The 22,611-nt window shown below is 62.5% G+C and carries 20 protein-coding genes; 5 read left to right on the top strand and 15 right to left on the bottom strand.

Annotated elements, in window-relative coordinates; translation table 11 throughout:
• Positions 1-60: 60 nt before the first annotated feature.
• The 13 genes from glyA to ABGT79_RS12180 form a co-directional block, all read right to left on the bottom strand.
• Positions 61-1,305 carry a serine hydroxymethyltransferase gene (gene glyA, locus ABGT79_RS12240; protein ID WP_346666410.1) on the bottom strand — a complete coding sequence of 415 codons (1,245 nt, stop codon included), beginning with the start codon at positions 1,303-1,305 and terminating at the stop codon, positions 61-63.
• 47 nt (positions 1,306-1,352) lie between these two features.
• Entirely contained in the window at positions 1,353-2,597 is a 1,245-nt protein-coding gene (gene fabF / locus ABGT79_RS12235) for a beta-ketoacyl-ACP synthase II (protein WP_294487201.1), read from the bottom strand.
• Positions 2,598-2,954: 357 nt separating this feature from the next.
• Positions 2,955-3,191: an acyl carrier protein gene (locus ABGT79_RS12230; protein WP_077072368.1), complete on the bottom strand. Its 237-nt coding sequence runs from the start codon at positions 3,189-3,191 to the stop codon at positions 2,955-2,957.
• Positions 3,192-3,324: 133 nt separating this feature from the next.
• Entirely contained in the window at positions 3,325-4,068 is a 744-nt protein-coding gene (fabG, locus tag ABGT79_RS12225) for a 3-oxoacyl-[acyl-carrier-protein] reductase (RefSeq protein ID WP_346666409.1), read from the bottom strand.
• 59 nt (positions 4,069-4,127) lie between these two features.
• On the bottom strand, positions 4,128-5,132 hold the full coding sequence (locus ABGT79_RS12220; RefSeq protein ID WP_346666408.1) for a beta-ketoacyl-ACP synthase III: 1,005 nt from the start codon (positions 5,130-5,132) through the stop codon (positions 4,128-4,130).
• 249 nt (positions 5,133-5,381) lie between these two features.
• Positions 5,382-6,431, bottom strand: a complete 1,050-nt coding sequence (gene plsX / locus ABGT79_RS12215; RefSeq protein WP_346666407.1) for a phosphate acyltransferase PlsX — start codon at positions 6,429-6,431, stop codon at positions 5,382-5,384.
• Positions 6,421-6,606 (bottom strand): 50S ribosomal protein L32, encoded by a 186-nt coding sequence (gene rpmF / locus ABGT79_RS12210; RefSeq protein ID WP_294487189.1) that lies wholly within the window; start codon positions 6,604-6,606, stop codon positions 6,421-6,423. Before rpmF ends, plsX begins: the two co-directional genes overlap by 11 nt.
• A gap of 31 nt (positions 6,607-6,637) precedes the next feature.
• Entirely contained in the window at positions 6,638-7,195 is a 558-nt protein-coding gene (locus ABGT79_RS12205) for a DUF177 domain-containing protein (RefSeq protein WP_346666406.1), read from the bottom strand.
• A 143-nt stretch (positions 7,196-7,338) separates the two neighbouring features.
• Complete coding sequence (locus ABGT79_RS12200) at positions 7,339-8,145, bottom strand: SPOR domain-containing protein (protein WP_346666405.1); 807 nt, start codon at positions 8,143-8,145, stop codon at positions 7,339-7,341.
• 2 nt (positions 8,146-8,147) lie between these two features.
• The gene (argS, locus tag ABGT79_RS12195; protein WP_346666404.1) at positions 8,148-9,815 is read right to left on the bottom strand and encodes an arginine--tRNA ligase; all 1,668 of its coding nucleotides are present in this window, start codon (positions 9,813-9,815) and stop codon (positions 8,148-8,150) included.
• Positions 9,816-9,817: 2 nt separating this feature from the next.
• Entirely contained in the window at positions 9,818-10,777 is a 960-nt protein-coding gene (locus ABGT79_RS12190; RefSeq protein WP_346666403.1) for an ACP S-malonyltransferase, read from the bottom strand.
• Between the two features lie 73 nt (positions 10,778-10,850).
• Positions 10,851-11,834: a class II fructose-bisphosphatase gene (glpX, locus tag ABGT79_RS12185; protein WP_294487172.1), complete on the bottom strand. Its 984-nt coding sequence runs from the start codon at positions 11,832-11,834 to the stop codon at positions 10,851-10,853.
• A gap of 444 nt (positions 11,835-12,278) precedes the next feature.
• On the bottom strand, positions 12,279-13,340 hold the full coding sequence (locus ABGT79_RS12180) for a Smr/MutS family protein (protein ID WP_346666402.1): 1,062 nt from the start codon (positions 13,338-13,340) through the stop codon (positions 12,279-12,281).
• 358 nt (positions 13,341-13,698) lie between these two features.
• Between ABGT79_RS12180 and purM the strand changes: the two genes are divergently transcribed.
• The 4 genes from purM to ABGT79_RS12160 all read left to right on the top strand — a co-directional run bounded on the left by purM (position 13,699) and on the right by ABGT79_RS12160 (position 19,636).
• Positions 13,699-14,751, top strand: a complete 1,053-nt coding sequence (purM, locus tag ABGT79_RS12175; RefSeq protein ID WP_346666401.1) for a phosphoribosylformylglycinamidine cyclo-ligase — start codon at positions 13,699-13,701, stop codon at positions 14,749-14,751.
• 1 nt (position 14,752) lies between these two features.
• A complete protein-coding gene (locus ABGT79_RS12170) occupies positions 14,753-15,196 on the top strand; it encodes a DUF523 domain-containing protein (protein ID WP_346666673.1) in 444 nt (147 codons plus the stop codon).
• Positions 15,193-17,349 (top strand): pyridoxal phosphate-dependent aminotransferase, encoded by a 2,157-nt coding sequence (locus ABGT79_RS12165; protein ID WP_346666400.1) that lies wholly within the window; start codon positions 15,193-15,195, stop codon positions 17,347-17,349. Before ABGT79_RS12170 ends, ABGT79_RS12165 begins: the two co-directional genes overlap by 4 nt.
• Positions 17,350-17,983: 634 nt before the next feature.
• A complete protein-coding gene (locus ABGT79_RS12160) occupies positions 17,984-19,636 on the top strand; it encodes an AAA family ATPase (RefSeq protein ID WP_346666399.1) in 1,653 nt (550 codons plus the stop codon).
• Positions 19,637-20,353: 717 nt separating this feature from the next.
• Here the strand turns inward: ABGT79_RS12160 and ABGT79_RS12155 are convergent.
• Positions 20,354-20,830 carry a 23S rRNA (pseudouridine(1915)-N(3))-methyltransferase RlmH gene (locus ABGT79_RS12155; protein WP_346666398.1) on the bottom strand — a complete coding sequence of 159 codons (477 nt, stop codon included), beginning with the start codon at positions 20,828-20,830 and terminating at the stop codon, positions 20,354-20,356.
• A gap of 617 nt (positions 20,831-21,447) precedes the next feature.
• Positions 21,448-21,609, bottom strand: a complete 162-nt coding sequence (locus tag ABGT79_RS12150) for a hypothetical protein (protein WP_346666397.1) — start codon at positions 21,607-21,609, stop codon at positions 21,448-21,450.
• A 360-nt stretch (positions 21,610-21,969) separates the two neighbouring features.
• Between ABGT79_RS12150 and yedF the strand changes: the two genes are divergently transcribed.
• Positions 21,970-22,572, top strand: a complete 603-nt coding sequence (gene yedF / locus ABGT79_RS12145) for a sulfurtransferase-like selenium metabolism protein YedF (protein WP_346666396.1) — start codon at positions 21,970-21,972, stop codon at positions 22,570-22,572.
• Positions 22,573-22,611 lie beyond the last annotated feature (39 nt).

Genomic DNA, 22,611 nt, shown 5'->3' with positions numbered 1-22,611 from the left:
TTGAAAACGGGAAAAAAAGACGGCCCCGCGCACGAAAAAGCGCAGGGCCGTCCCCTGTATTTACCAGGCAAACAGCGGGAACTGGCAGGCAAAGGCTTCCACTTCGGCACGAATCTCGCCAAGGCGGGTTTCGTTGGTCGTGTTGGCCAGTACGTCCACAATCCAGCCGCCCACCTTTTCCATGTCCTTTTCCTTCATGCCGCGCGTGGTGAGCGCGGCCGTGCCGATGCGCACGCCGGACGTGACAAAGGGAGAACGGGTCTCGAACGGAACCGTGTTCTTGTTCACCGTGATGCCGGCAAGATCAAGAGCATGCTCGGCGTCCTTGCCGGTGATGTCCTTTCTGGTGAGATCAACCAGCATGAGGTGGTTGTCCGTGCCGCCGGACACGAGATCGTAGCCCGCGTCGGTGAGGCAGGAGGCCAGCACCTTGGCGTTGCGGAGAATCTGGGCCTGATATTCCTTGAACTCGGGACGCAGCGCTTCGCCGAGGGCCACGGCCTTGGCCGCAATGACGTGCATGAGCGGGCCGCCCTGAATGCCGGGGAACACCTTGCTGTTGATGTTCTTGCCGTATTCTTCGCCGCGGCTCGTGAGAATCATGCCGCCGCGGGGACCGCGTAGGGTCTTGTGCGTCGTGGTGGTGGTGATGTCCGCGAAGGGCAGGGGCGAAGGATGCAGGCCCGCCGCCACAAGACCGGCGATGTGCGCCATGTCCACCATGAGCTTCGCGCCGACCTTGTCGGCGATCTTGCGGAAGCGCTCGAAGTCGATGATGCGCGAATAGGCGCTGGCGCCGGCCACAATGAGCGCCGGATGGCATTCCTGCGCCTTCTTTTCCAGCTCGTCGTAGTCGATGCGGCCCGTTTCGCGATTCACGCCGTAGGGAACGAAATGATAGGTGCGGCCCGAGAAGTTCACGGGGCTGCCGTGGGTCAGATGACCGCCGTGGGACAGATCCATGCCCATCACGGTGTCGCCGTCCTTGATGAGGGCAAGGTAGGCGGCCATGTTGGCCTGGCTGCCCGCATGAGGCTGCACGTTGGCGTAGTCGCAGTGGAACAGCGTCATGGCGCGATCGCGGGCGAGGTTTTCCACCACGTCCACGAACTCGCAGCCGCCGTAATACCGCTTGCCCGGATAGCCTTCGGCATACTTGTGCGTCATGATGGAGCCCTGCGCTTCGCGCACGGCGGTAGATACAAAGTTTTCCGAAGCGATGAGTTCAAGCTTGCTCACCTGGCGACGGGATTCCTTCCAGATGGCGGCCGCGACTTCGGGGTCGCGCAAAATCAGTTCGTCCATGGTTCTCCGTTCCTGAAAATTGAGGGCCGGTCCCCCGGCCCTGCAGATTAATCGAACTTCTTCAGCACAAGGCTGGCGTTGGTGCCGCCAAAGCCGAAGGAATTTATCATGGCATAGCGGGGATCGAGCTTTTTCGAACCGCCGCCCATGTAATTGAGATCGCACTCGGGATCAGGCGTTTCCTGATTGATGGTGCCGGGCACCATGCCGGTGGAAAGCGACAGCGACGCAAACACGCTGGCCACGCCGCCGGAAGCGCCGAGCAGATGGCCTATCTGCGACTTCACGCCCGTGATGGCGAGATCCTTCGCATGATCGCCGAACACTTCGTGCATCGCCTTGGTTTCGGCGGCGTCGTTGGCGTGCGTGGAAGTGCCGTGGGCGCTCACATGGTCGATGGCGTCGGGAGAAAGTCCGGCGTCGGCCAGAGCATTGCGCATGCTCGCGGCCATGCCCTCGCCGGTTTCCAGGGGAGCCACCATGTGATGGGCGTCGTCGGAAGCGCCGAAGCCCACGACTTCCGCGTAGATTTTCGCGCCGCGGGCGAGCGCGTGCTCCAGCGTTTCCAGCATGAGCATGCCGGCGCCTTCGCCCATGATGAAGCCGCTGCGGCCGGCGTCGAAGGGACGGGAAGCCTTTTCGGGCTCATCCTGATGGGCCGTGCACAGCGCCTTCATGGCCGTGAACCCGGAAATGCCCATTTCCGTGATGGTGGATTCCGCGCCGCCCGTGAGGATGGCGTCGGCGCGGCCGAGCACGAGCTGATCATAGGCGCTGCCTATGGCGTGCAGGGCCGAGGCGCAGGCGCTGGTGGACACCACGTTGATGCCCTTGGCGCCGGTGAATATGGCCACCTGACCGGGAGCCATATTGGAAATGAGCATGGGAATATAGAAGGGAGATACGCGGTTGGGGCCGGACGTGCGCAGCTTTTCGTGGAAGTCTTCAATGGTCTTGAGGCCGCCGAGACCGACGCCGAGCACCACGCCCACGCGCTGAGCGTTGCTCTCGTCGATTTTGAGACCGGAATCGGCCACGAGCTGCATGCCCGCGCAGACGGCGAGCTGACAGAAACGGTCCATCTTGCGGCACTGCTTGGCCGGAATGAACTCTTCAGGCTTGAAATCCTTTACTTCGCCCGCAATGTGCGTGGGAAATTCGGTGGAATCAAAATGGGTGATGCGACCGATGCCGGACTTGCCGGCAAGCAGGGCCTCCCAGCTGCTCTCAAGGTCGGTGCCCAGAGGAGTGATGGCGGAAAGGCCGGTAATGACTATGCGCTTACGATCCACGCGGAACAACTCCAGATAAAGGTGACGGGAAAATGTTCCCAACATGGCGGAACGCTTCTGAAAACAGAACTTCGGAACGCTGTTCCTCAAGTCCGGTTTCGCGCGGACCTCTCCTTCCGCGAAGCGCCCGTCCAAAAACAGCTCTCGGCCCGGAACGTTCACGGGCCGTCAGAGCGGATGCCCTGTCGAGGGCCGCGCTCCCCTGCCGGACAACTGTCTTGCCGGACAGGACGCGGGCGTCCGCTCCCGCGGACGCCGTGCGGCTCGCCAACGGCGAAGCCGCCGAAACTCGAATACGCCGGGGAACGCGAAGCTCCCCGGCATCTTCATGAAAACAAGATGAAAGGAAGTAATAACTTACTTCTGCTTGCTTTCAATATAGTTGATGGCGTCCTTGACCTTCAGGATCTTCTGAGCGTCTTCGTCGGCGATTTCCACGCCGAAGGCTTCTTCAAAGGCCATGATGAGCTCGGTCAGGTCGAGAGAGTCAGCACCCAGATCTTCGATGAAGGAAGCTTCGGGAGTCACTTCTTCTTCAGAAAGCTGAAGCTGTTCGACGATGATCTGCTTAACTTTATCTTCAACGGCGGCCATGGTTCCCTCCAGGGGGTGTTTCAGGTTTCTACTTGCGCCGGAAGCTCTGCTCCGGCTTTGCCAGACGACTAAGGGAAAATCCCGCGCCCCGGACCGACAGCGGAAAGGACGCCGGGCTTTTCCGGAAATATCCTCAGCAGTACAGTCCGCCGTTGACGGCGATCACCTGTCCGGTGATGTACGACGCCTTGTCCGAAGCAAGGAAGGCCACGGCGTCGGCCACATCCTGGGCGGAGCCGAGACGGCCCAGCGGGATGGCGGAAACATAGGCTTTTCTCACGTCTTCGGCAAGGGCTGCCGTCATGTCGGTTTCGATGAAACCGGGAGCCACGGCGTTCACGGTCACGGAGCGGCTGCCGAGTTCCTTGGCGGCGGACTTGGTCATGCCGATGAGTCCGGCCTTGGCGGCGGCGTAGTTGATCTGACCGGCGTTGCCCATCTGACCGACGACGGAAGAAATATTGATGATGCGGCCGCAGCGCTGGCGGGTCATGATCTTGGCCGCCTCGCGCAGGAACAGGAAGGCACCGCGCAGGTTGGTGTCGATCACGGCGTCGAAGTCTTCGTCCTTCATGCGCAGCACGAGCGTGTCGCGGGTGATGCCGGCGTTGTTCACCAGCACGGAAAGCTGCACCTTGCCCTTGATTTCCTCGGCAAAGAAGCGGGACACGGCCTCGGAGTCGCCGGAATCGAGACGGAAGGCACGGGCGCGACCGCCCTGGGCCTCAATGTCGGCCACGGTCTGCTCGGCCGCCTCAGGACGGCTCACATAGGTGAAATATATCTGATATCCGGCGGCGGCGAGGGTGAGGGCCACAGTGCGGCCTATGCCGCGGGAACCACCGGTAACAATCGCGGTAGGGGTGAGTTCGCTCATGCTCATGCTCCTGATGGGGGGAATACTAAGCGTTTTCCGGGGAAATGACAACGGAGAAACTAGGCCAGCAGCGCAGAACCCCAGGTCATGCCGCCGCCGAAGCTGGTCAGCAGAACCTTCATGCCCGGTTTGAGCGCGCCGGAGCGGCGGGCGTCTTCCATGGCCACGGGAAGCGTGGCCGCGGAGGTGTTGCCGTAGTGCTGCACGTTGGCGAACACCTTGCTCTCGTCGATGCCGAGCCGTTCGCCCACGGCCTTGATGATTCTGAGATTGGCCTGATGAGGAATGAAGAGATCGAGCTCGTCCAGGGAAATGCCGTTGCGGGCAAGAATGGTCTGACTCTCTTCGGTCATGCTGCGCACGGCGTGCTTGAACACGGCCATGCCCTGCATGGAAATGAACCAGTCCGCGCCCACGGCGTCCCCTTCCTTGATGTGGCAGGCGGAGCCGCCGCCGATCTTGATGAGATCGTGGAGGGAACCGTCGGAAGAGCACACGACGTCGCGAAGCTGCCAGAGCGCGCCCTTCTCTTCGGAGCGAATAACCACCGCGCCGGCGGCGTCGCCGAAGAGCACGCAGGTGGTGCGGTCGGTAAAATTGGTGCGGCGGGAAAGAGCCTCGGTCGCCACGAGGAGAACGACGGCGTCGGGATGGCTCTGCACGGTGTTGCGCGCAAGCTCCAGGCCGTACACGAAACCGGTGCATGCGGCGTTGAAGTCGAGGCACATGACGTTGCCCATGCGACCGTCGGCGGCGGAAATGCCGAGCTTGGAAGCAATCACGCAGGCCGTGCTGGGGCAGAGATAATCGGGGGTGCAGGTGGCCACGAAAACATGAGTGACCTCTTCCGGAAGCACGCCGGCCTCTTCAAGGGCCGCGCGGGCGGCTTCTGCGCCGCAGTCGGAAGCGTTGACGCCATCTTCGAGAACGTGTCGTTCCTTGATGCCCGTTCTGGTGGTGATCCATTCGTCGGAAGTTTCCACCAGCTTTTCCAGATCATGATTGGTCATGACGCGGGGAGGAATGCAGGAGCCGAGTCCACAAATATAGCAGGGATGATTCATGAGATGTCCGAACACAGCCGCACGCGTGGCGGCGGTCGTTCCTTTTAAGACGGAGAGAAAAGGCGCGCACGGCCTCCCTCCGAAAGAAGCCGCACATTTTCCGCAAAGGGACGAAGCGGCCGGCAGGACGCATGAAGAAACGCCCTGTTCCGTCAGGCGGCGCAGACGCGCCGGCTTTCACGGCACGTCGTGCGGAAAGACCTCTCGAAAGGGGAGAACTTTCCGCACGACGAAAAACATGATGAGCAGCTAGACGCTGCGACCGTAACTCGTCAGCTCCTCGTTGGCGCTGATGGTTTCCACCAGGCGCTGCTGCGTGCCCTTGACCACATAGGTGTTGGCCATGGTGACGGCGCTGGTGATGGCCTTGGGATTGGACTTTCCGTGACACACGATGGCGATGCCCTTCAGACCGAGCAGGGGCGCGCCGCCGTATTCCGCATAGTCCACCATCTTTTTGAAGTTCTGGAACGCCTTCAGGGAAAGGAACGCGCCCACGCGGGGCAGAATCCCGTTGTTGAGCAGTTCCCTTTTCAGAAGATGCGTCAGGGAAGTGGCCAGGCCCTCGCTCAGCTTGAGGGCGATGTTGCCCACAAAGCCGTCGCACACCGCCACGTCGATGTTGCCGGTAAACAGATCCCGGCCCTCGGCGTTGCCGATGAAGTTGAGGTTGGAAGCCTGCTTGAGCAGTTCATAGCTGCTCTTGACCAGGGAATTTCCCTTGCCTTCCTCTTCGCCGATGCTCAGGATGCCAACCCGCGGATCCTCATAGCCGAGGATGTCCTTGACGAAGGTGGCGCCCATAAGTCCGAACTGAAAAAGATGATGCGGACGGCACTCCACGTTGGCGCCCACGTCGAGCAGGAGCATGGGCGACTTTTCCGTGGGAATCACGGAAGCCAGAGCAGGACGTTCCACCCCGGGAATACGCCCGAGAATGAACATGCCGCAGGCATAGGCCGCACCGGAGTGACCGGCGCTGATGAAGGCGTCGGCCTTGCCCTGGCGGACCAGCCTGCATGCCACCTGCATGGAGGAATCCTTCTTGGTGCGCAGAACTTCGGAAGGCTTGTCGGTCATCTCCACCAGCTGCGTGGCGTTGACGATTTCGTACAGTTCGCCTTCTCCGTCCTGCTCGGAAAGATCGGCAAGCGTCTTGCGGATCGCTTCCTCAATACCGACAAGGATTACTTTGGCGCCCGTGTTTCGAGCGGCCTGAAGCGCGCCGGGAACGACCACGGAAGGGCCGAAATCCCCTCCCATGGCGTCCACGGCCAATCTTGCGCGATTACTGCTCATTGCTGGCTACAGGTTCGACCTGACGGCCATCATACTTGCCGCAGGAAGGGCAGACGCTGTGAGGCTTGGTGGGAGCGCCGCAGGAGCAGTAGATGACGGTGGGCTTGGCCACACGATCGTGAGAACGACGCATGCACTTTCTGGAGTGGGACTTTTTGTTCTGCTGAACGGCCATGTTGTTTCTCCTTATCGCGGAAACGGGGATGTCATCCCTGATGTTTCACTTTCAGTTGACGCAGAGCAGCCAGCCGCGGATCACCGCTGTCGCGGGAACAGCTGCAGGCACCTTCATTAAGATTCTTGCCGCACACGGGGCACAATCCCCGACAGTCCGGCCTGCAGAGAGGCTTCACCGGCAGGGCCAGCGAAAATTCCTCCCACAAAAGCGACGCCAGATCAAGAAAAGGCGCTCCGCCTTCCATGGTCACGGCGCATTCGTCCAGAAGTTCGGCAGGACCTTCCTCTTCCGGTTCGGTTTCGTCGTGTCCGGGGTACTCCTCGAACTCGTCGAAGCTCTGGTTCAGCACCACAAGAGTCTCTTCCATGCAACGGTTGCACGGCATGGCCACCACGCCCCGAATCGTGCCGCGAAGCAGGCAGCCGTCCGCCTGCGGAAGCAGAAACACTTCGGCGACAACTGGCTCAACTATGCGGCATAACAGATGATATTCCTCAATGGGCCCCTTCCAGACTTCCTCGTCGGAAACCGTGAGGCTGAGCCCCTGAGGTTCAATCTCATTCAGTGCGATGTGTCTAAGATCCATGCTTTACCTCTGGAAACATGACAAAATACCCACAGGGCCCGTCTTTGTCAAGTGTGCAGACGGCGCTTCGCGCATGCGCTCCGCGTCTTTTTTCTCCCGGGGAGAAACGTTTCCCGCTCTGCAGACGGGTCCGGCAACGCCTCCTATTTTCCCTTGACGGCCTTTTCGCTGATGAGCATGGCGTCGTGCAGACCGTAGCCGTCGAGCTTGCGCCTGAGCACCTGAAGATCGGCCTTGCTGCCGCGCATGAGCACCTGCACGTAGTACCAGGTGGTGCGGCGGGTCTTGGCTTGCGTGCGGCGGGCACGAATGCCGTCCTTGGAAAGCCGGTTGAGCAGCGCCTGCGCCTGCTCCGGCTCCTTGAAGGCGGCCACCCGCAGCACGTAGTCGAACTGCGGCTCCCTGGGCTTCTGCACTTCCGGCTTCGGCTTCTCCTGCGCCGCCTTTTCCTGCGTCACGGCCGGAGCCGCATCCGACGCCTTGTCAGCATCGGCCAGAACGCCGCCCGCGGCGTCGCTCTTCAGGCTGGTCATGAAGCGCAGCTCTTCCTTGGGCAGAATCTTTTCCGGCTCCTCGCTCTCCCCTTCTTCGGCCTTGGGGCTCTCCGAAAGCAGCGTGTCGAGCTCCAGCGCCTGCGGCAGAGGCATGCTGCTGCGCCCGACAATCACGCCGGAGAGAAAGCTGAATCCCAGCATGACGAGCGCAAGCACGCTCATGGTCACCAGCGCGGAAGGCGTAATGTTCGCCCGCCAGGCGAACACGCTCCGGCCTTCGGAACGCGTCTCGCTGCGCAAAGGCGCGGCCCGGCGAGAAGACGCCTCATCGGCCGCGGCCGATGAGGCCGCGGCGTCCGAGCTTTCCTCCGCAGCGAAGAACGCCGTCTGCCGACGTTCGCGCTCGCTGTTCTTCTTCGCGCTGGAGGAGGAATTGCGATAAAAGGCGTTGGCCATGACTACATGGATTCCGGAGCGCTGACGCCGAGCAGATCAAGGCCGTTGGCAATGACCACGCTCACGGCGCGCAGCAGCGCAAGGCGCGCCTTCATGACGGCCTCGTCGTCGCCGCTCAGCACGGGATTGTTGGCGTAGTAGCTGTGCAGCTTGCCCGCAAGTTCCATGAGGTAGAAGCTTACGGGATGCGCCGCGCGGGAGCGGGCCGCGTCTTCCACCACGTTGCGGAAACGTTCCGCTTCGCGCAGAAGGGCCAGATCGTCGGCCGAGGTGAGGGGCGCGAGCATGTCCGCCGTGCAGCGTTCGGGAAGAACCACGCCGCGATCGGCGGCGCGGCGCAGCAGCGCGGCCACGCGGGCGTAGGCGTACTGCACATAATACACGGGGTTTTCCATGTTCCGCTGCTTCACAAGATCGAGATCGAAGTCGAGCGGACTGTCGCTCTTGCGGGACAGGAACATGAACCGGGCGGCGTCCGTGCCCACGTCGTCGAGCACTTCGCGCAGGGTGACGAATTCGCCCGAGCGGGTGGACATGGCCACAGGCTCGCCGCCGCGCATGAGGTTCACCATCTGAATGAGCACCACGTGGAAATCCTTTTCCGGATCGTGCTTCATGCAGGTGATGGCCGCCTTCATGCGGGGAACGTAACCGTGATGATCCGCGCCCCACACGTCGATGCATTCATCGAAGCCGCGTTCAAACTTGTTGGCGTGATAGGCGATGTCGGAAGCAAAATAGGTCAGGTATCCGTCGCTCTTGCGGAGCACGCGGTCCTTGTCGTCGCCGAACTGCTGCGTGGCGAGCCATACGGCGTTGTCCTTGTCGTACACGAGGCCCATGGCGCGCAGCTTGTCGAAGGCTTCCTCCACCTTGCCGGCGTCAACGAGGCTCTTTTCCGAGAACCAGACCTGATGTTCCACGCGGAATTCCCTGAGGTCTTCCTTGATGCCCGCCAGAATGGTGGCGCAGGCGTACTCGTAGCACAGATCCTTAGCCTCGGCCTCGGGACGCTCGATCAGGGAAGGATCCTTGTCCAGCATTTCGCGGGCGATGTCGCGGATGTAGTCGCCGTGATACCAGCCCTTGGGATCTTCGGGATACACCACGGGCAGGTTGCAGATTTCGCGCATGCGCAGATACACGGAATCGCCCAGCAGACGCATCTGACGACCGGCGTCGTTGATGTAGTACTCGGTGGACACGTCGTATCCGGCAAAGCGCAGCAGACGGGTGAGCGAATCGCCCACGGCGGCGCCGCGGCCGTGTCCGATGTGCAGGGGGCCGGTGGGGTTGGCGGACACGTATTCCACCACGATGCGGCGGCCGCTGCCGTTCTTGGAGGAGCCGAAGGCCTTGCCCTGCTCCTCCACGTCGGCGACCACGCCCTGCCAGAACGACGGGGCGAACGTGACGTTGATGAACCCGGGGCCGGCGATTTCGGCCGTGACGAGTCCGGGGAACCTGTCGCACAGTTCGGTTTTGATCTCTTCCGCCACGGCGCGGGGCGCGGCCTTGGCCTGCCTGGCGAGCACCATGGCGAGGTTGGTGGCGAGATCGCCGTGGCTGGCGTCTCTGGGCGTTTCCAGAACGGCCTTTTCCGGCCATTCCCAGCCGTGTCCGGCCACGATGTCCCGGAGGGCCTTTTCAATGAGAAGTATGTCGCGCATCGTTATCCTTCAAATGCATCAACGGCGTCTTTATTGGGAATATGAACGGTGGTGTAGCTGCCGTCGGCCACGTCTGCGGCCACGAGAATGGGGCGCACCATGCGGGTGAGCACGCCCTGCGGACCGAACTCCACCCAGCGGCGCACGCCGTCTCTCCACTGATTGGAAATGGTGTCCACCCAGCACACGGACGAGGTCATCTGACGGCGCATGGCGCTGTGCAGCGCTTCCGCGTCACTCAGCGGCTCCCCGTTGATGTTGGAATAAATGGGGAACTTCGCGTCGTGCCAGTCCTGCTTGTCGAGCAGCTTGGAAAATTCCGCCGAAGCTTCGGCCATCATGGGCGTGTGGAACGCGCCGCTCACGGCCAGCGGGAAGCCCTTGGCGCGCGGATTTTCGGCCTTGAGCTTTTCCGCCGCGGCCTCCACGGCCTCGCGATGGCCGCTCAGCACGAACTGCAGCGGCGTGTTCTTGTTGGCCACGCGCACGAGCTTGCCGGTTGCTTCGGACACTTCCTTGGCCGCGGCTTCCACCTGTTCCTGAGAGAGGCGGATCATGGCGCACATGGTGCCGATGTGTTCCGGATCCACGTCGGCCATGAGGCGTCCGCGCAGGGACACGAGTTCGAGCACCCTGTCCATGGGGAGCACGCCGGCTGCGGCCAGCGCGCTGAATTCGCCCAGGCTGTGACCGGCGGCACAGGCCGGAGAAAGACGATCGGCCACGCTCATCCACAGCGCGAGATTCACCACGGTGATGGCAGGCTGGAGGTTGCGGGTTTCCGCCATGAGGGTGGCGTCGTCGCTGTCCCAGTATATCTCGCGCAGAGGCAGGCCGCTGATGCTTTCCGCCTTCTTCCAGAGATCCATGATATCGGAAGACGCCTCGGCAAGACGCCTTCCCATGCCAGATGCCTGCGACCCCTGACCGGGGAACAGGATGGCGGTCTTAACACTGTTCATTCCATACTCCTTGGATGGGATTATGGGTCACATACTCACACGAAGTCCCCGCAGAACGCGGGGACGCCGTCTTCTAGTCGTAGCGGACGGAGCTGAACTTCATCAGACGATCCCAGTTGTGATGGGATTCGATGTAGCGGAACGTGCCGGTCTTGGCGCGGATGACCAGAGAATGGGTGACCGCCCCGCGGCCGGAATAACTCACTCCGCCGAGGAAGGTGCCGCCGGAAATGCCGGTGGCGGCAAAAAAAGCGTCGTCGGCGCGGATGATGGAATCCACGGTGAGGATTTCGTCAAGTTTGGTGCCTTCGGCGATCATGGCCTGCCTTTCGGCGTCGGACTGCGGATCGAAGCGACCGAACATCTGTCCGCCCACGCCCTTGATGGCGCAGGCCGAAATGACGCCTTCCGGCGTGCCGCCGGTGCCCATCATGACATCGACGTCAACGCTGGGATCGGCCACCATGAGGGAGCCGGCCACGTCGCCGTCGGTGTGCAGGGTGATGCGGGCGCCGGTCTTGCGGATTTCTTCAATGAGGCCTTTGTGACGGGGCTTGTCGAGCACGAACACCACGAGGTCGTTGATGTCCTTGCCCACGGCGCGGGCCACGGCCTGAAGGTTGTCGGCCACGGGAGCGTCGATGTCCACCACGTCTCGGGCTTCGCGGCCCACCACGAGCTTCTTCATGTAATAACTGGAGCCGGGATTGTACATGTATCCGGACTTGCACGCGCCGATGACGGCGATGGCGTTGGGACGGCCGAGAGCCAGCAGATTGGTGCCCTCCACGGGATCCACGGCGATGTCGACGGCAGGCCCCGTTCCGTCTCCCACTTCCTCTCCGTTGTACAACATGGGAGCCTTGTCCTTGGCGCCTTCGCCGATGATGACGCGGCCCTTGATGGAGAGAGAGTCAAAAGAAAGGCGCATGGCGTCCACCGCCGCGCCGTCGCCGTCTTCCTTGGCGCCCTTTCCCAGCCAGCGGGCCGCGGAAAGAGCTGCGGATTCCGTTACGCGGAGCAGTTCGAACGCCAGATTTTTTTCAGGAGCTTGCATATGATCCTCCCTCGGAAAGGAGCTTTTACATAAAGAACGGCCCAAAAGCAGGCCGCAACGCCATAACTATAGCCGAGCCTGCGTATTTCATCAAGAGTAAAGGCATGCCGGAGGGACAGGACGAAAAGCGCGGCGGCGCAACGTTCCCCGGCGCGACGGCGGCAAAGGCCGTCCTCCGCCCGGAAGATGCGGGGCAGACAACGCCCATGAGAACTCCCCGGGAACAGCCTCTCCCCGTTTCCGGGGGCAGGGGGGCGTCTCTGCAAAACAGACCAGGATCACGCGGCGAAAAAACTCCGGATCTCCGAACGCGTCGGGGAGCCCGCGGGAATTTTGCTCCGTCCTTCTCGGCAGCGGCCGCGGAAAAAACGCCCCGGCGCTACGCCGGGCCCGCGCCTTCCGCAGCAGGCGGACGCCGCAGCGAGCCCGGAAAGGACGTGTTCATCACGCGTAAAGATCGGGATCGGAAGGCATGACGTCCCAGCGAATCTTCCCGTAGCTCTTCTTGCGCCTGCGGATGAGCACATAGAAGGCTCCCGCGCCGCCGTCCTCCTGTTTGGCCGTGCAGAAGGCCAGCACCACGCGCTTGAACGGATCCTGAGTGAGCCACTGCTGCACGCGGAAGCGGAGCACCGGCACCCCGTTCAGGGAATTGAGTCCGCGACCGGTGACGATGAGCACCGTTCTCACGCCCTTGTAGTAGGCGTTGCGGAAAAATCCCACCAGATTCTGAAACGCCTGCTCGCAGTTCAGACCGTGCAGGTCGATGTGCGCCTCGGGGCTGAACTGGCGCGTCTGGAGCTGTGAAACGATCATGAGATCGAGTCCCACCACGTGACCTTCCGCATATTCGGCGGTGCTGGCCACGGAAAATTCCACCTTGCCTTCCATGAAGTCCTGAAGCGGATGCCTGGGATCCGTCACGGGAATCATCGGAGGCTCAGGTTCCACGGGCACGTCGCGGCCCTTGCCGTTGAGCGGCACCGTGCCCTTGATGGCGCTGAAAAAGTCTCGGCTGTCGTCGGCTTCAACAGGCTTTCCGGCGGCCTCGTTCAGCATGGCCGCGTCGTCGCGACGGGCTATGCGGGCTCCGGCCAGCGCCATGGCCGTCAGCGTGGCGGGCGTTTCCTCTTCCCCGGGCTCGGCCTTCGGCGCTTCAGGCGCGCTCTTTTCCTTCTTTTTCTGCAGCAGCTTCTTCACGCCCTGCTGCTCCAGCGCCCGGGCAAAGCTGTCGTTGTCGCTCCCCCCGGAAGCTTTTCCCGCCGCGTCGGTCCGTCCCGAGCCTGACTTGCCGGACGAAGCCTTGTCCGAAGAAAGCGCGCGCACGTTTCCTCCCATGGCCTGCATGAACAGTTCAACGTCGGCATCCTGCGCTGCGGCCTCGGCGTCCCTGTTCTTCACCACCGTCTTGGCGCGATGCTGTTTTTTCAAATTCTCCCGTTCGCTGCGGGAAGGAAAATCCTTGGCGTTCAGCCTGGAAAAGGGATTGGAAGCATCTTTGCTCATGGAAACCGCCTTGAAAGTAAGAATTCATGCCGCTCGGGCAGACATGTTCTAAATCGTCCACAGGGAAAAGCAAGGGGATGAGCATGAGCGGCCGCGCCTGCCGACGAAGCGGCGCACCGAAAAGACGCGGCGCATTATCACAGGGTTCGGGGACTCCGACGCCCGAACGCCATTTAAAAACTTGGCAAACGCCCCGGAAGCGACTATTAATACGGGGCACCTGCCTATGCGATTTCCATGGGAAATGCCGCTTCCGACCCAGCTCCTCCGGCCCGGTCCCGACGCGGATCGCAGGCGCTTGAACGCAGACGGCTCGACCGCCTCCCAGGGCGGACGCCTTCAACCAGGAGATGAAACCATGAGCTTTTCCCGTTCCGACGCATACACCTCTGCCGGCGTCGACATTTCTGCCGGCAACGAGCTGGTTTCCCGCATCAAGACCATGGTGGCCAGCACGCAGACCCACGGCGTCCTTTCGGACATCGGCGGCTTCGGCGGCCTGTTCCGACCCGACATCACGGGCATGCAGGCTCCGGTTCTTGTAGCGGGCACCGACGGCGTGGGCACCAAGCTCAAGATGGCCTCCATGTTCGGCAGGCACGACACCGTGGGCATCGATCTCGTGGCCATGAGCGTGAACGACTGCCTTGTGCTCGGCGCAAAACCCCTGTTCTTTCTCGACTATTTTTCCTGCGGCGAACTGAACGTGGATCAGGCCGCCACCGTGGTCGGCGGCATCGTTGAAGGCTGCAAGATGAGCGGCTGCACCCTGCTCGGCGGCGAAACCGCGGAAATGCCCGGCATGTACGCCAACGGCGACTATGACCTTGCAGGCTTCTGCGTGGGCATCGTTGACGGCCCGAAAATCGTGGACGGTTCCACCATCAGCGTGGGCGACGTCATCATCGGCCTGGCCTCTTCGGGACTGCATTCCAACGGCTACTCGCTGGTGCGCAAAATCTACGAGCAGAGCGGCGTCAGGGCCGACGACATCGTGCCCGGCACCGACCGCACCTTTGCCGACGTGCTGCTCACTCCCACGGTCATCTATTCCGAGCAGGTCAAGTCCATCATGCGCGATCTGCCCATCAAGGGCATGGTTCACATCACCGGCGGCGGCTTCTACGACAACATTCCCCGCGTGCTTTCGCCCTCGGTCTGCGCGAACATCCGGTTCTCCAGCTGGGAGCGTCCCGCCATCTTCGACTGGCTGAAGGAACAGGGAAATCTTTCCTGGCCGGAAATGCTCCAGATCTTCAACTGCGGCATCGGCTACATCATGATCACCGACCGCGAGACCGCCGACGACATGCTTCCCCGCTTCCGTTCCATGAACACCGGCGCGTGGGAAATAGGCACCATAGTCCGCCGCAAGGACAATCAGGAACAGGTGGAGATTTCCTTTGACTGAGATTCCCAAGCCCTGCCGATACGTGGTGAGCGCCTGCCTTGCCGGCATTCCCTGCCGGTACGACGGCCGCTCCAACCTGCGCCCGGAAATCGCCGCTCTCGTGAACGCGGGCGAAGCCGTGCCCGTCTGCCCCGAAGTGCTCGGCGGCCTGCCCACGCCCCGCACCCCCAGCGAACAGAAAGACGGACGCGTTGTTTCCGCCGAAGGCGACGACGTCACGCAGGCATTCGCCTCCGGCGCGGAATCGGCGCTGTACATCGCCGAAGAATACGGCTGTTCGGCCGCCGTGCTCAAGGCGCGCTCCCCTTCCTGCGGCTGCGGACGCATCTACGACGGCACCTTCACCCACACCCTTGTCGACGGCGACGGGCTCTTTGCCGCACTGCTCCGCAAAAAGGGCTTCCAGCTTTTCACCGAAGAAACGTTTTCCCCGGACAAGGCATGAAGCGAGGCGTTCTTCTGGTTGCCTACGGATGCGGCAACATCCGCGGGGCGGCGGCTCTGCGCGCCGTGCAGGCCGCCACGGAGGCCCGTTTTCGCCTGCCCGTGCGGTGGGCCTTCACCTCCGAAACCATGCGACTGCGCCTTGCCAGCTCCCGCACGAAATCCGATTCCGTGCTCAAGGCCCTGAAACGCATGCGCTACGAGCGTTACACCCATGTGGCGGTGCAGCCCCTGCATCTCATTCCCGGCATGGAATACGACGGCGTAGCCGCAGACTGCCGGGTCATCGTCGACGAAGGCAGACTCGCCGTCAGTCTCGGCCGTCCCCTGCTCTCCAGTCTCGACCCCGAAGACGCTTCCGTGGCGCAGGCTTCCGCCACGCTTCTCAGCCATATTTCTCCTCTGCGCTCTCCCGGCGAACCCGTGGTCTGCATGGCGCACGGCAGCCGCCATGAATGCGACATCCTCTACCGGCGCTGGGGCGAAGCCGTGCGCGCGCAGGATCCGCACATTCATGTGGCGTGCATGGTCGGAGCAGGCATGGTGCGCCCCGACGAGGCCACCGCGGAGTCTCCCGCCTCCGACGGCCTCGATCTGCTGCTGCCGGAACTTTCCGCCGAAGCCGCTCCCAGCGGACGCGTCTGGCTGCTGCCGCTGCTCTCCGTCGTGGGCAGGCACACGCTCGAAGACATGGCGGGCAGCTCGCCTTCCTCCTGGAAAAGCCGTCTTGAAGCCGCCGGGTTCCGCTGTCAGGCCGAACTGCGCGGTCTGGCCGACGATCCCGCCTTCGTCGAGCTCTGGCTCGACAGGCTCGAAGCCGCGCTTGCCGAACTGGACCGCCCCGTGCTTCGCCAGGTGCGACGCAGAAATTTCCGTCTTCCCGCCGACGCTGCGCATGCGCGCTCAAAGCAGAGCAACACGTTTCCCGATTTCCTTCCATCATTCAAGGAGTGTGCCATGTCCGCTTCCGTCATCAGCTCCGCCATGGAGCAGAACCTCTCTCAGGGATCCATGATCCGCCGCATGTTCGAGGCCGGCATCGAACTGCGCAAGAAATACGGCGACGACGCCGTGTGCGACTTCAGCCTCGGCAATCCCGATCTCGCTCCGCCCGCCGAAGCGGCCCGCGCCATGACCGCCCTGGCCGCGCGCATGTCCGAACCGGGCATTCTGGGCTACATGCCCAACGCCGGCTTCTCCTGGGCGCGCGAAAAACTGGCCGCCTGGCTGAGCAGCCAGCAGAAAACCGCCCTTGAAGCCAAGCACGTCATGCTCGGCTGCGGCGCGGCCGGCGTGATGAACGCCTTCTTCCACACCGTGCTCGAACCCGGCGACGAAGTGCTCACCGTGGCTCCCTTCTTCGGCGAATACCGCTTCTATGTGGGCAATCACGGCGGCACGCTTCATCCCGTGCCCTGCCGCGCCGAAGACTTCGGCCCCGACGTGGAGACTCTGGCCGCAGCCGTCACGCCGCGCACCCGCGCCGTCATCATCAACTCGCCCAACAACCCCTCGGGCGCGGTCTATTCCGAAGAGGACATCAAGAGCCTCGCCGCCATGCTGGAGGAAGCCTCGAAGCGCATCGGCCGCATCATCTATCTGGTGGCCGACGAACCCTACCGCTTCCTCGCCTACGACGGCATTGAAGTGCCCGCCGCGCTGCCGCTCTACAAGTACAGCGTGGTCATCAGCTCCTTTGCCAAGAACTACGGCATGGCGGGCGAACGCGTGGGCTACATCGCCGTCAACCCGGCCATGGAACACGCCGATCAGCTCATGGACGGCCTCATCTTCTCCAACCGCGTGCTCGGCTTCGTGAATCCTCCCGTGGTGGGCCAGTACCTCATGGCCGACTGTCTCGGCACGTCCACGGACGCGGCGCTTGCCATCTACACCAACCGCCGCAACAAGCTCGCCGCCATTTTGGCGGACGCAGGCTACGAGTTCACGCTGCCCAAGGGAACGTTCTACTTCTTCCCCAAGGCTCCCGGCGGCGACGACAAGGCCATCGTGGAACGCCTCACGAACAACCTCGTGCTCGCCGTGCCTAGCTCGGGCTTCGGCTTCCCCGGCTACTTCCGTCTGTCCTTCGCCGTGGAAGACGCCGTCATAGAACGCTCCGCCGAAGGGTTCCGCAAAGCCCTCAAGGGATAGCTTCTCCGCCCGGGACGCGCGTCGCCGTTTGCGCTCCCGGGCTTTTTTGCGCCCTGTTCCATTAGTCCGAGCCTGCGCGCGTCCGTTCAACAGGAGAAAGCGGAGCCTGAAAAATAACCTGCATGCGGCGGACTCTCGCTGCGCGCGTCCGTGCTGATTTTCGGCGCAAGCCCCCGGCCTCCCCGTAATGCCCTTCTGCCTCTTGCCAATCAGCCCTTGCCGGTCGACGCCGGACTGCTCCCCTCCGGGGAACTTGCCGTCGAGCGACAACGCTTCCGCCGACGTTCGGTCTGCGCGCTCCGCGCTCCCCGCACAGCGCAGAGCCCGCACGGATTCCGCGGGCCCCTTCTGCCTGTGTCCGACGCGTTTTCCCGTGCCTCGCGCGCATTCCCGTTCCGACTTCTGACGAGCTGCCGACGCCGCGCCCTCCAAAGCAGCCCGCCCGCCTTCTCCATGTTTCGCCCGCGCCGGAAAACACGCTCCCGACGCAGACCTCAACCCAGCTGAACAATCATTCCTGATAAATCAATTTTTAGTTGAAGCAAAAATAAATTTAATCTTGACTTTTCCCGTTTTTTCAACGAAAGATATTCCATCGGGGTTTGTCCCCCGCAACCTTTTTTCTGGTGACAGCATGCTGGAATATCTGCGCATACGCGGCCTTGCCCTCATCGACGACATGGAACTGGAATTCGGGGACGGCATGAACGTTCTCACGGGTGAAACCGGCGCCGGTAAAAGTTTCATTCTCAAGGCCATCAACTTCGTTCTCGGCGACAGACTCGCCACCGACATGGTGCGTCCCGGGCGGGACAAGGCGCAGGTAGAGGCCCTGTTCACCCGTCAGGGTCCCGAGGGCGAAGAGGAAATCGTGCTCCGCCGGGAACTGTCCGCCGCGTCCGGGCGCAGTCATTTCTTCCTCAACGGCTCTCTTACCTCGCAGGACGCCGTGCGCGCGCTGCGTCCTGCGCTGCTCTTTCATGTGAGTCAGCACGGGCAGCAGCGGCTTCTTCAACCTTCCTATCAGGCGGCGCTCATCGACGCCTTCCTGCCCGACCCGTCCATCGTCAGCCGCAAGGACGCCCTGGTGCGCGAGCTCAAGGACGTGGGCGAACAGCGGCGCAAGCTGCTGGAACGCATGGACATGCTGAGCGAGAAGCGGGAGCTGCTGGAAATGCAGCAGAAGGAAATAGAAAAGGTTGCGCCGGAAGAAGGCGAGGAAGAACGCCTGGAGCAGGCGCGCGCCGAGCTCAAGAACGTGGAGCATCTGCGCGCGCAGTACGAGCAGGGGCTGGAACTCATGCTCGGGGGCGAGGGCGCGGGGCTTGCCGCCCTTCTCGGGGAACTGGAAAAAATTCTGCACTCGCTGATTCAGGACGACGAAAGCTTTTCACCTTCCCTCGACGCGCTGCTCAACTTTGAAGAAGAAGCCCGGGAACTGACGCGGCGCTTCCGCAGCACGCCCTCCTCCGACTGCGAATACGATCCCGACGAGCTGGAAGCCCGTCTCTACGAGCTCTCGCAGCTCAAGCGCCGCATGCGCCGCAGCATTCCGGAAATTCTGCGCCTTCGCGACGAGATCACGGAAAACCTTTCCTTTCTGGACGCCTGCGGTCTGGACCTGCACCGCCTGGAAAAGCAGGAACGCGAACTCGCCAAAAAACTTCATGCAACGCTTGAGGAATGCAACGAGTTGCGCCGGGAGGCCGCCGCGCGCTTCTGCACCGCGCTGGAGAGGGAACTGTCCGGGCTCGGTTTTTCCGAACAGGTGCGCGTGGAGCCGGAAAGCACGCCTCACGAGCTGTGGCCGCAGGTGGAGGACAAGGTCAAGGTCATCTGCCCCGCCTGCATGGAAGACCGCTACCGTCTGCTCTGGGCCCCGAACCCCGGACAGCGCCCGCAGCCGCTGGACAAAATTGCCTCGGGCGGCGAACTTTCCCGCTTCCTTCTGGCCGTGGTGGGCGTGCAATCCACAAACGAAGACGCCACCCTTATTTTCGACGAAGTGGACGCCGGCGTGGGCGGCATGACGCTGAACCGCGTGTCCGACAGGCTGCATGATCTGGCTTCGCGCCGTCAGCTTCTCGTCATCACGCACTGGCCGCAGATCGCCGCGCGCGCCGCCCAGCATTTTCAGGTGTCCAAGGAAATACGCAACAACGAAACCTTCACGCTGTGCCGTCCGCTGGACGCCAGATCCCGGGAAGCCGAACTTCGGCGCATGGCGGGTGAAGAGTGCTGGGCCGAACAGCCGTCATTGGCTCCGGCGGCGGTGGCGCATGGATGAGGCGTCGCCACAAAAGCCGGGCACGGCCGAAAGGCCAGGCAGATGTGAAGGGGCAAGGCTGAGCGACTCCGGGGCCTGCGCCGCGCGTTTGTGCTTGGCGCGCCATCGAGGCCCGTCTTTATTCCCTTCTGCCTGCGCCGTCACCGCTGCCGCAACGTCCCGTGCAGGGCAGCAGGAGCAGAGTCATTCCGCTGCCGCATCACTCACGGCGGGAAGGCGAATTTCAGGGGCAGGCACTCCGCCGACATTTCCCCGGCTTGATCCGGAAGCGGCATTTCCCCCCCCTCCTGCGCGCCGACGGGGCAGACGACAGGGCGGAAAGCGCCGCCCGGGCAAAATCCCGAAAGATATCCGAGCACATTCCGCGCACGACTTGGAAGAAGACGCCCCCGGCAGGTCGGAACAACAATGTTCGTGGACACATCCTTGCCGCAGGCGGACTCTCGCCTGTTTCGCCCGTTGCGCCGAAAGCAAAAAGGCGGCTCGCCCGCCGGCGAGGCACGCAAACAACGGCGGAAGTCCCCTTTTCCGGCAGAGCATCACTTTTGCGGGCGGACTCCCCCCAAAAGCCCGGGCGAAGGTCGCCGACATCCCCGGCCCTCCCGAACGGGAGGCGTGTGCGTCACGGATAAAGGGGCAAGGGAACGGCGAGCGCTTCCGCGCCGACTTTGCGTGAGTCGTGCCGCTTCATTCTTTGTCGATCGTGCGCTTCTTTCCTTAATCGTGATGATACGGCATGTTCCGAAGCAGCGTTTCCGCGCGGTAAAGCTGCTCCAGCAACACCACGCGGGCCAGCTCATGCGGCAAGGTCTGCGGGCCGAAGGCTATGAGATGCCGCGCCTTCTGACGCACGCTCTCGTGCAGGCCGAACGGCCCTCCCACGATGAAGCACGGGCGACGCGTGGCGTCCGACGAAAGCCCGTCGAGAAAGCGGGAAAACTCCCGGGACGTCATGGAACGCCCCTTCTCATCGAGACAGACCACGACATCCTGCGGCGTCAAAGCCGCAAGGATACGCTTTCCCTCATCCTCCACGCGCCGGCTGACCGGGAGCGCAGGATCGGAATCGCGGATGACGGTGTCCGTCACCTGCCGCCAGCGGGAAAGGCGTTCCAGATAATGGGCCGAGGCGTCCTTCCAGAACGACGCGTGCGGCCTGCCGACAGTCATGATGCGCAAGGGTTTCAAACTCATGCGGCTCTTATAAACTGCCCCCGCGCCGGACGCAAGCGAAGACGCCCCCGGGCGCTCTTCCGAACGCCCAGGTCAGGAATGAATCTTGAAGAAAGAACACAACGGTCGTTATGCCCCGTCTTCTGCACGCCGGGATCAGATCACCTGGCCGCGGCCTCATGTCCGCCGCGCGCACAGCCTTCCGGGCGCGCTGAGGTCAGGCCCCTTGCGGGTAAAGATGGCAGACGAGTCGGACAGCCTTCCGCGCGACTGGGTCACGCCCACAATACGGGCGAGCGTTTTTGACGCGGCAACCTCCTTCCGCGCGAGTCTGGAGCAGGCTGCCCCGGCGAAGCGGCACTGGAGGCACATCTCTTCCGCGCTCCCGGGTCAAACGCGCCCAGGTGCCCTTCGTGCGCCTCTTTTCCCTTGCGGCAGGCGTCGCGTTCTCCTGCCCGACGACTGCCGGACAGGCATTTTTTTCTGAAAACGCCCTCTCCCCCGCATCGATCCGGGGCCTTTTTCCCCGCCGCGCGTCCGGCATTGACGCTCATCCTCTCGTCGGAACCTCTCTCATCATGGGCGGCGCTTCGTCAGCGCATTCAGGCTGCCGACCTGTGCCTGCAAGATATGTGATTTTATTCGCAACTAAGTAAAAAAATTACACAAAACTGTACTTCGTTGACAGCTCCATCAAGTTGTGGAATAACCATGCCGTCCGAATTTTTTATTTCAAAAGAATCCGTTTTTTCGCCGCAGACCTGTTGCGGCCCGCCGTCTTTTGCCATGATGATGTCCATGTTCAAGCTTCCCTTCACCTGAATTCTCTTCCTCTGTGACAGGAAGAGTTTCTTTCTTGGACATTAAACGGCATCAGTCTCGATTACGATTCCGATTTTCGCCGTTCCAGCGCTCTTTCCGGTCGCAGATTCCGTAAAGAGCGCTTTTTTTGCGCCCTTGCCCGCTTTGCGCCCGCCGTGTCGCCATGTTTCCCGCACAGCACGCCGCGCGCAGCCCGACGCCGCTTTTTCATCCATCCGATGCGCGGCCGCCTGCCGGAGGGCATTTTCCCTTTCCCTGTTTCGGCGACGCCCGCACATCGGCGCGCGTTCACGAAGGACGCGCGTTCTCACCCTGTAACGCTGTTCTCTGGAGGTTCCATGTCCGTTTCTCTCGACTGCCGTGGTCTGGCCTGCCCCGAACCCGTCATCCGTACCCGCGACGCGTTGAAAGACGCCCCCGACGCCATCGACGTCTGCGTGGACAACGTGCCCGCCACCGAAAACGTCAGCCGTTTCCTCAGCCGTTCCGGCTACGTTGCGGAAATCAAGAAGACCGGCGACTCCGAATGGAAGGTCTGCGGCCGCAAGGCCGGCATCAACTGCGCCGAGGCCGAAGAAATCATTGCCGAAGCCGGCGCGCCCCGATCCGGCAAGACGCTGGTGCTGCTCACCTCCGACGTCATCGGCGCCGGCAGCGACGAACTCGGCGCCAAACTCATGGGCAATTTTCTCTCCACGCTGCCCGAAATGAACGAGCTGTGGCGCATCGTCATGGTCAACGGCGGCGTGCGCCTCGCCTCCACGCCCGGCAAGGCCCTCGACGCCCTCAAAAAGCTCGAAGCCTCCGGCGTAAGCATTCTCGTGTGCGGCACCTGCCTGGAATTCTTCCATCTCACCGAACAGAAGCAGGTCGGCGAGACCACCAACATGCTGGACATCGTCACCAGTCTCGACCTGGCCGACAAGGTCATCCGTCCGTAACCCATCACGCCGCCGCTCCGACGCTCCTCAGACCGTCGA

The organism is uncultured Mailhella sp., assembly GCF_963931295.1.
Lineage (GTDB): Bacteria > Desulfobacterota > Desulfovibrionia > Desulfovibrionales > Desulfovibrionaceae > Mailhella.
This window is presented reverse-complemented; position numbering and strand designations above follow the sequence as displayed.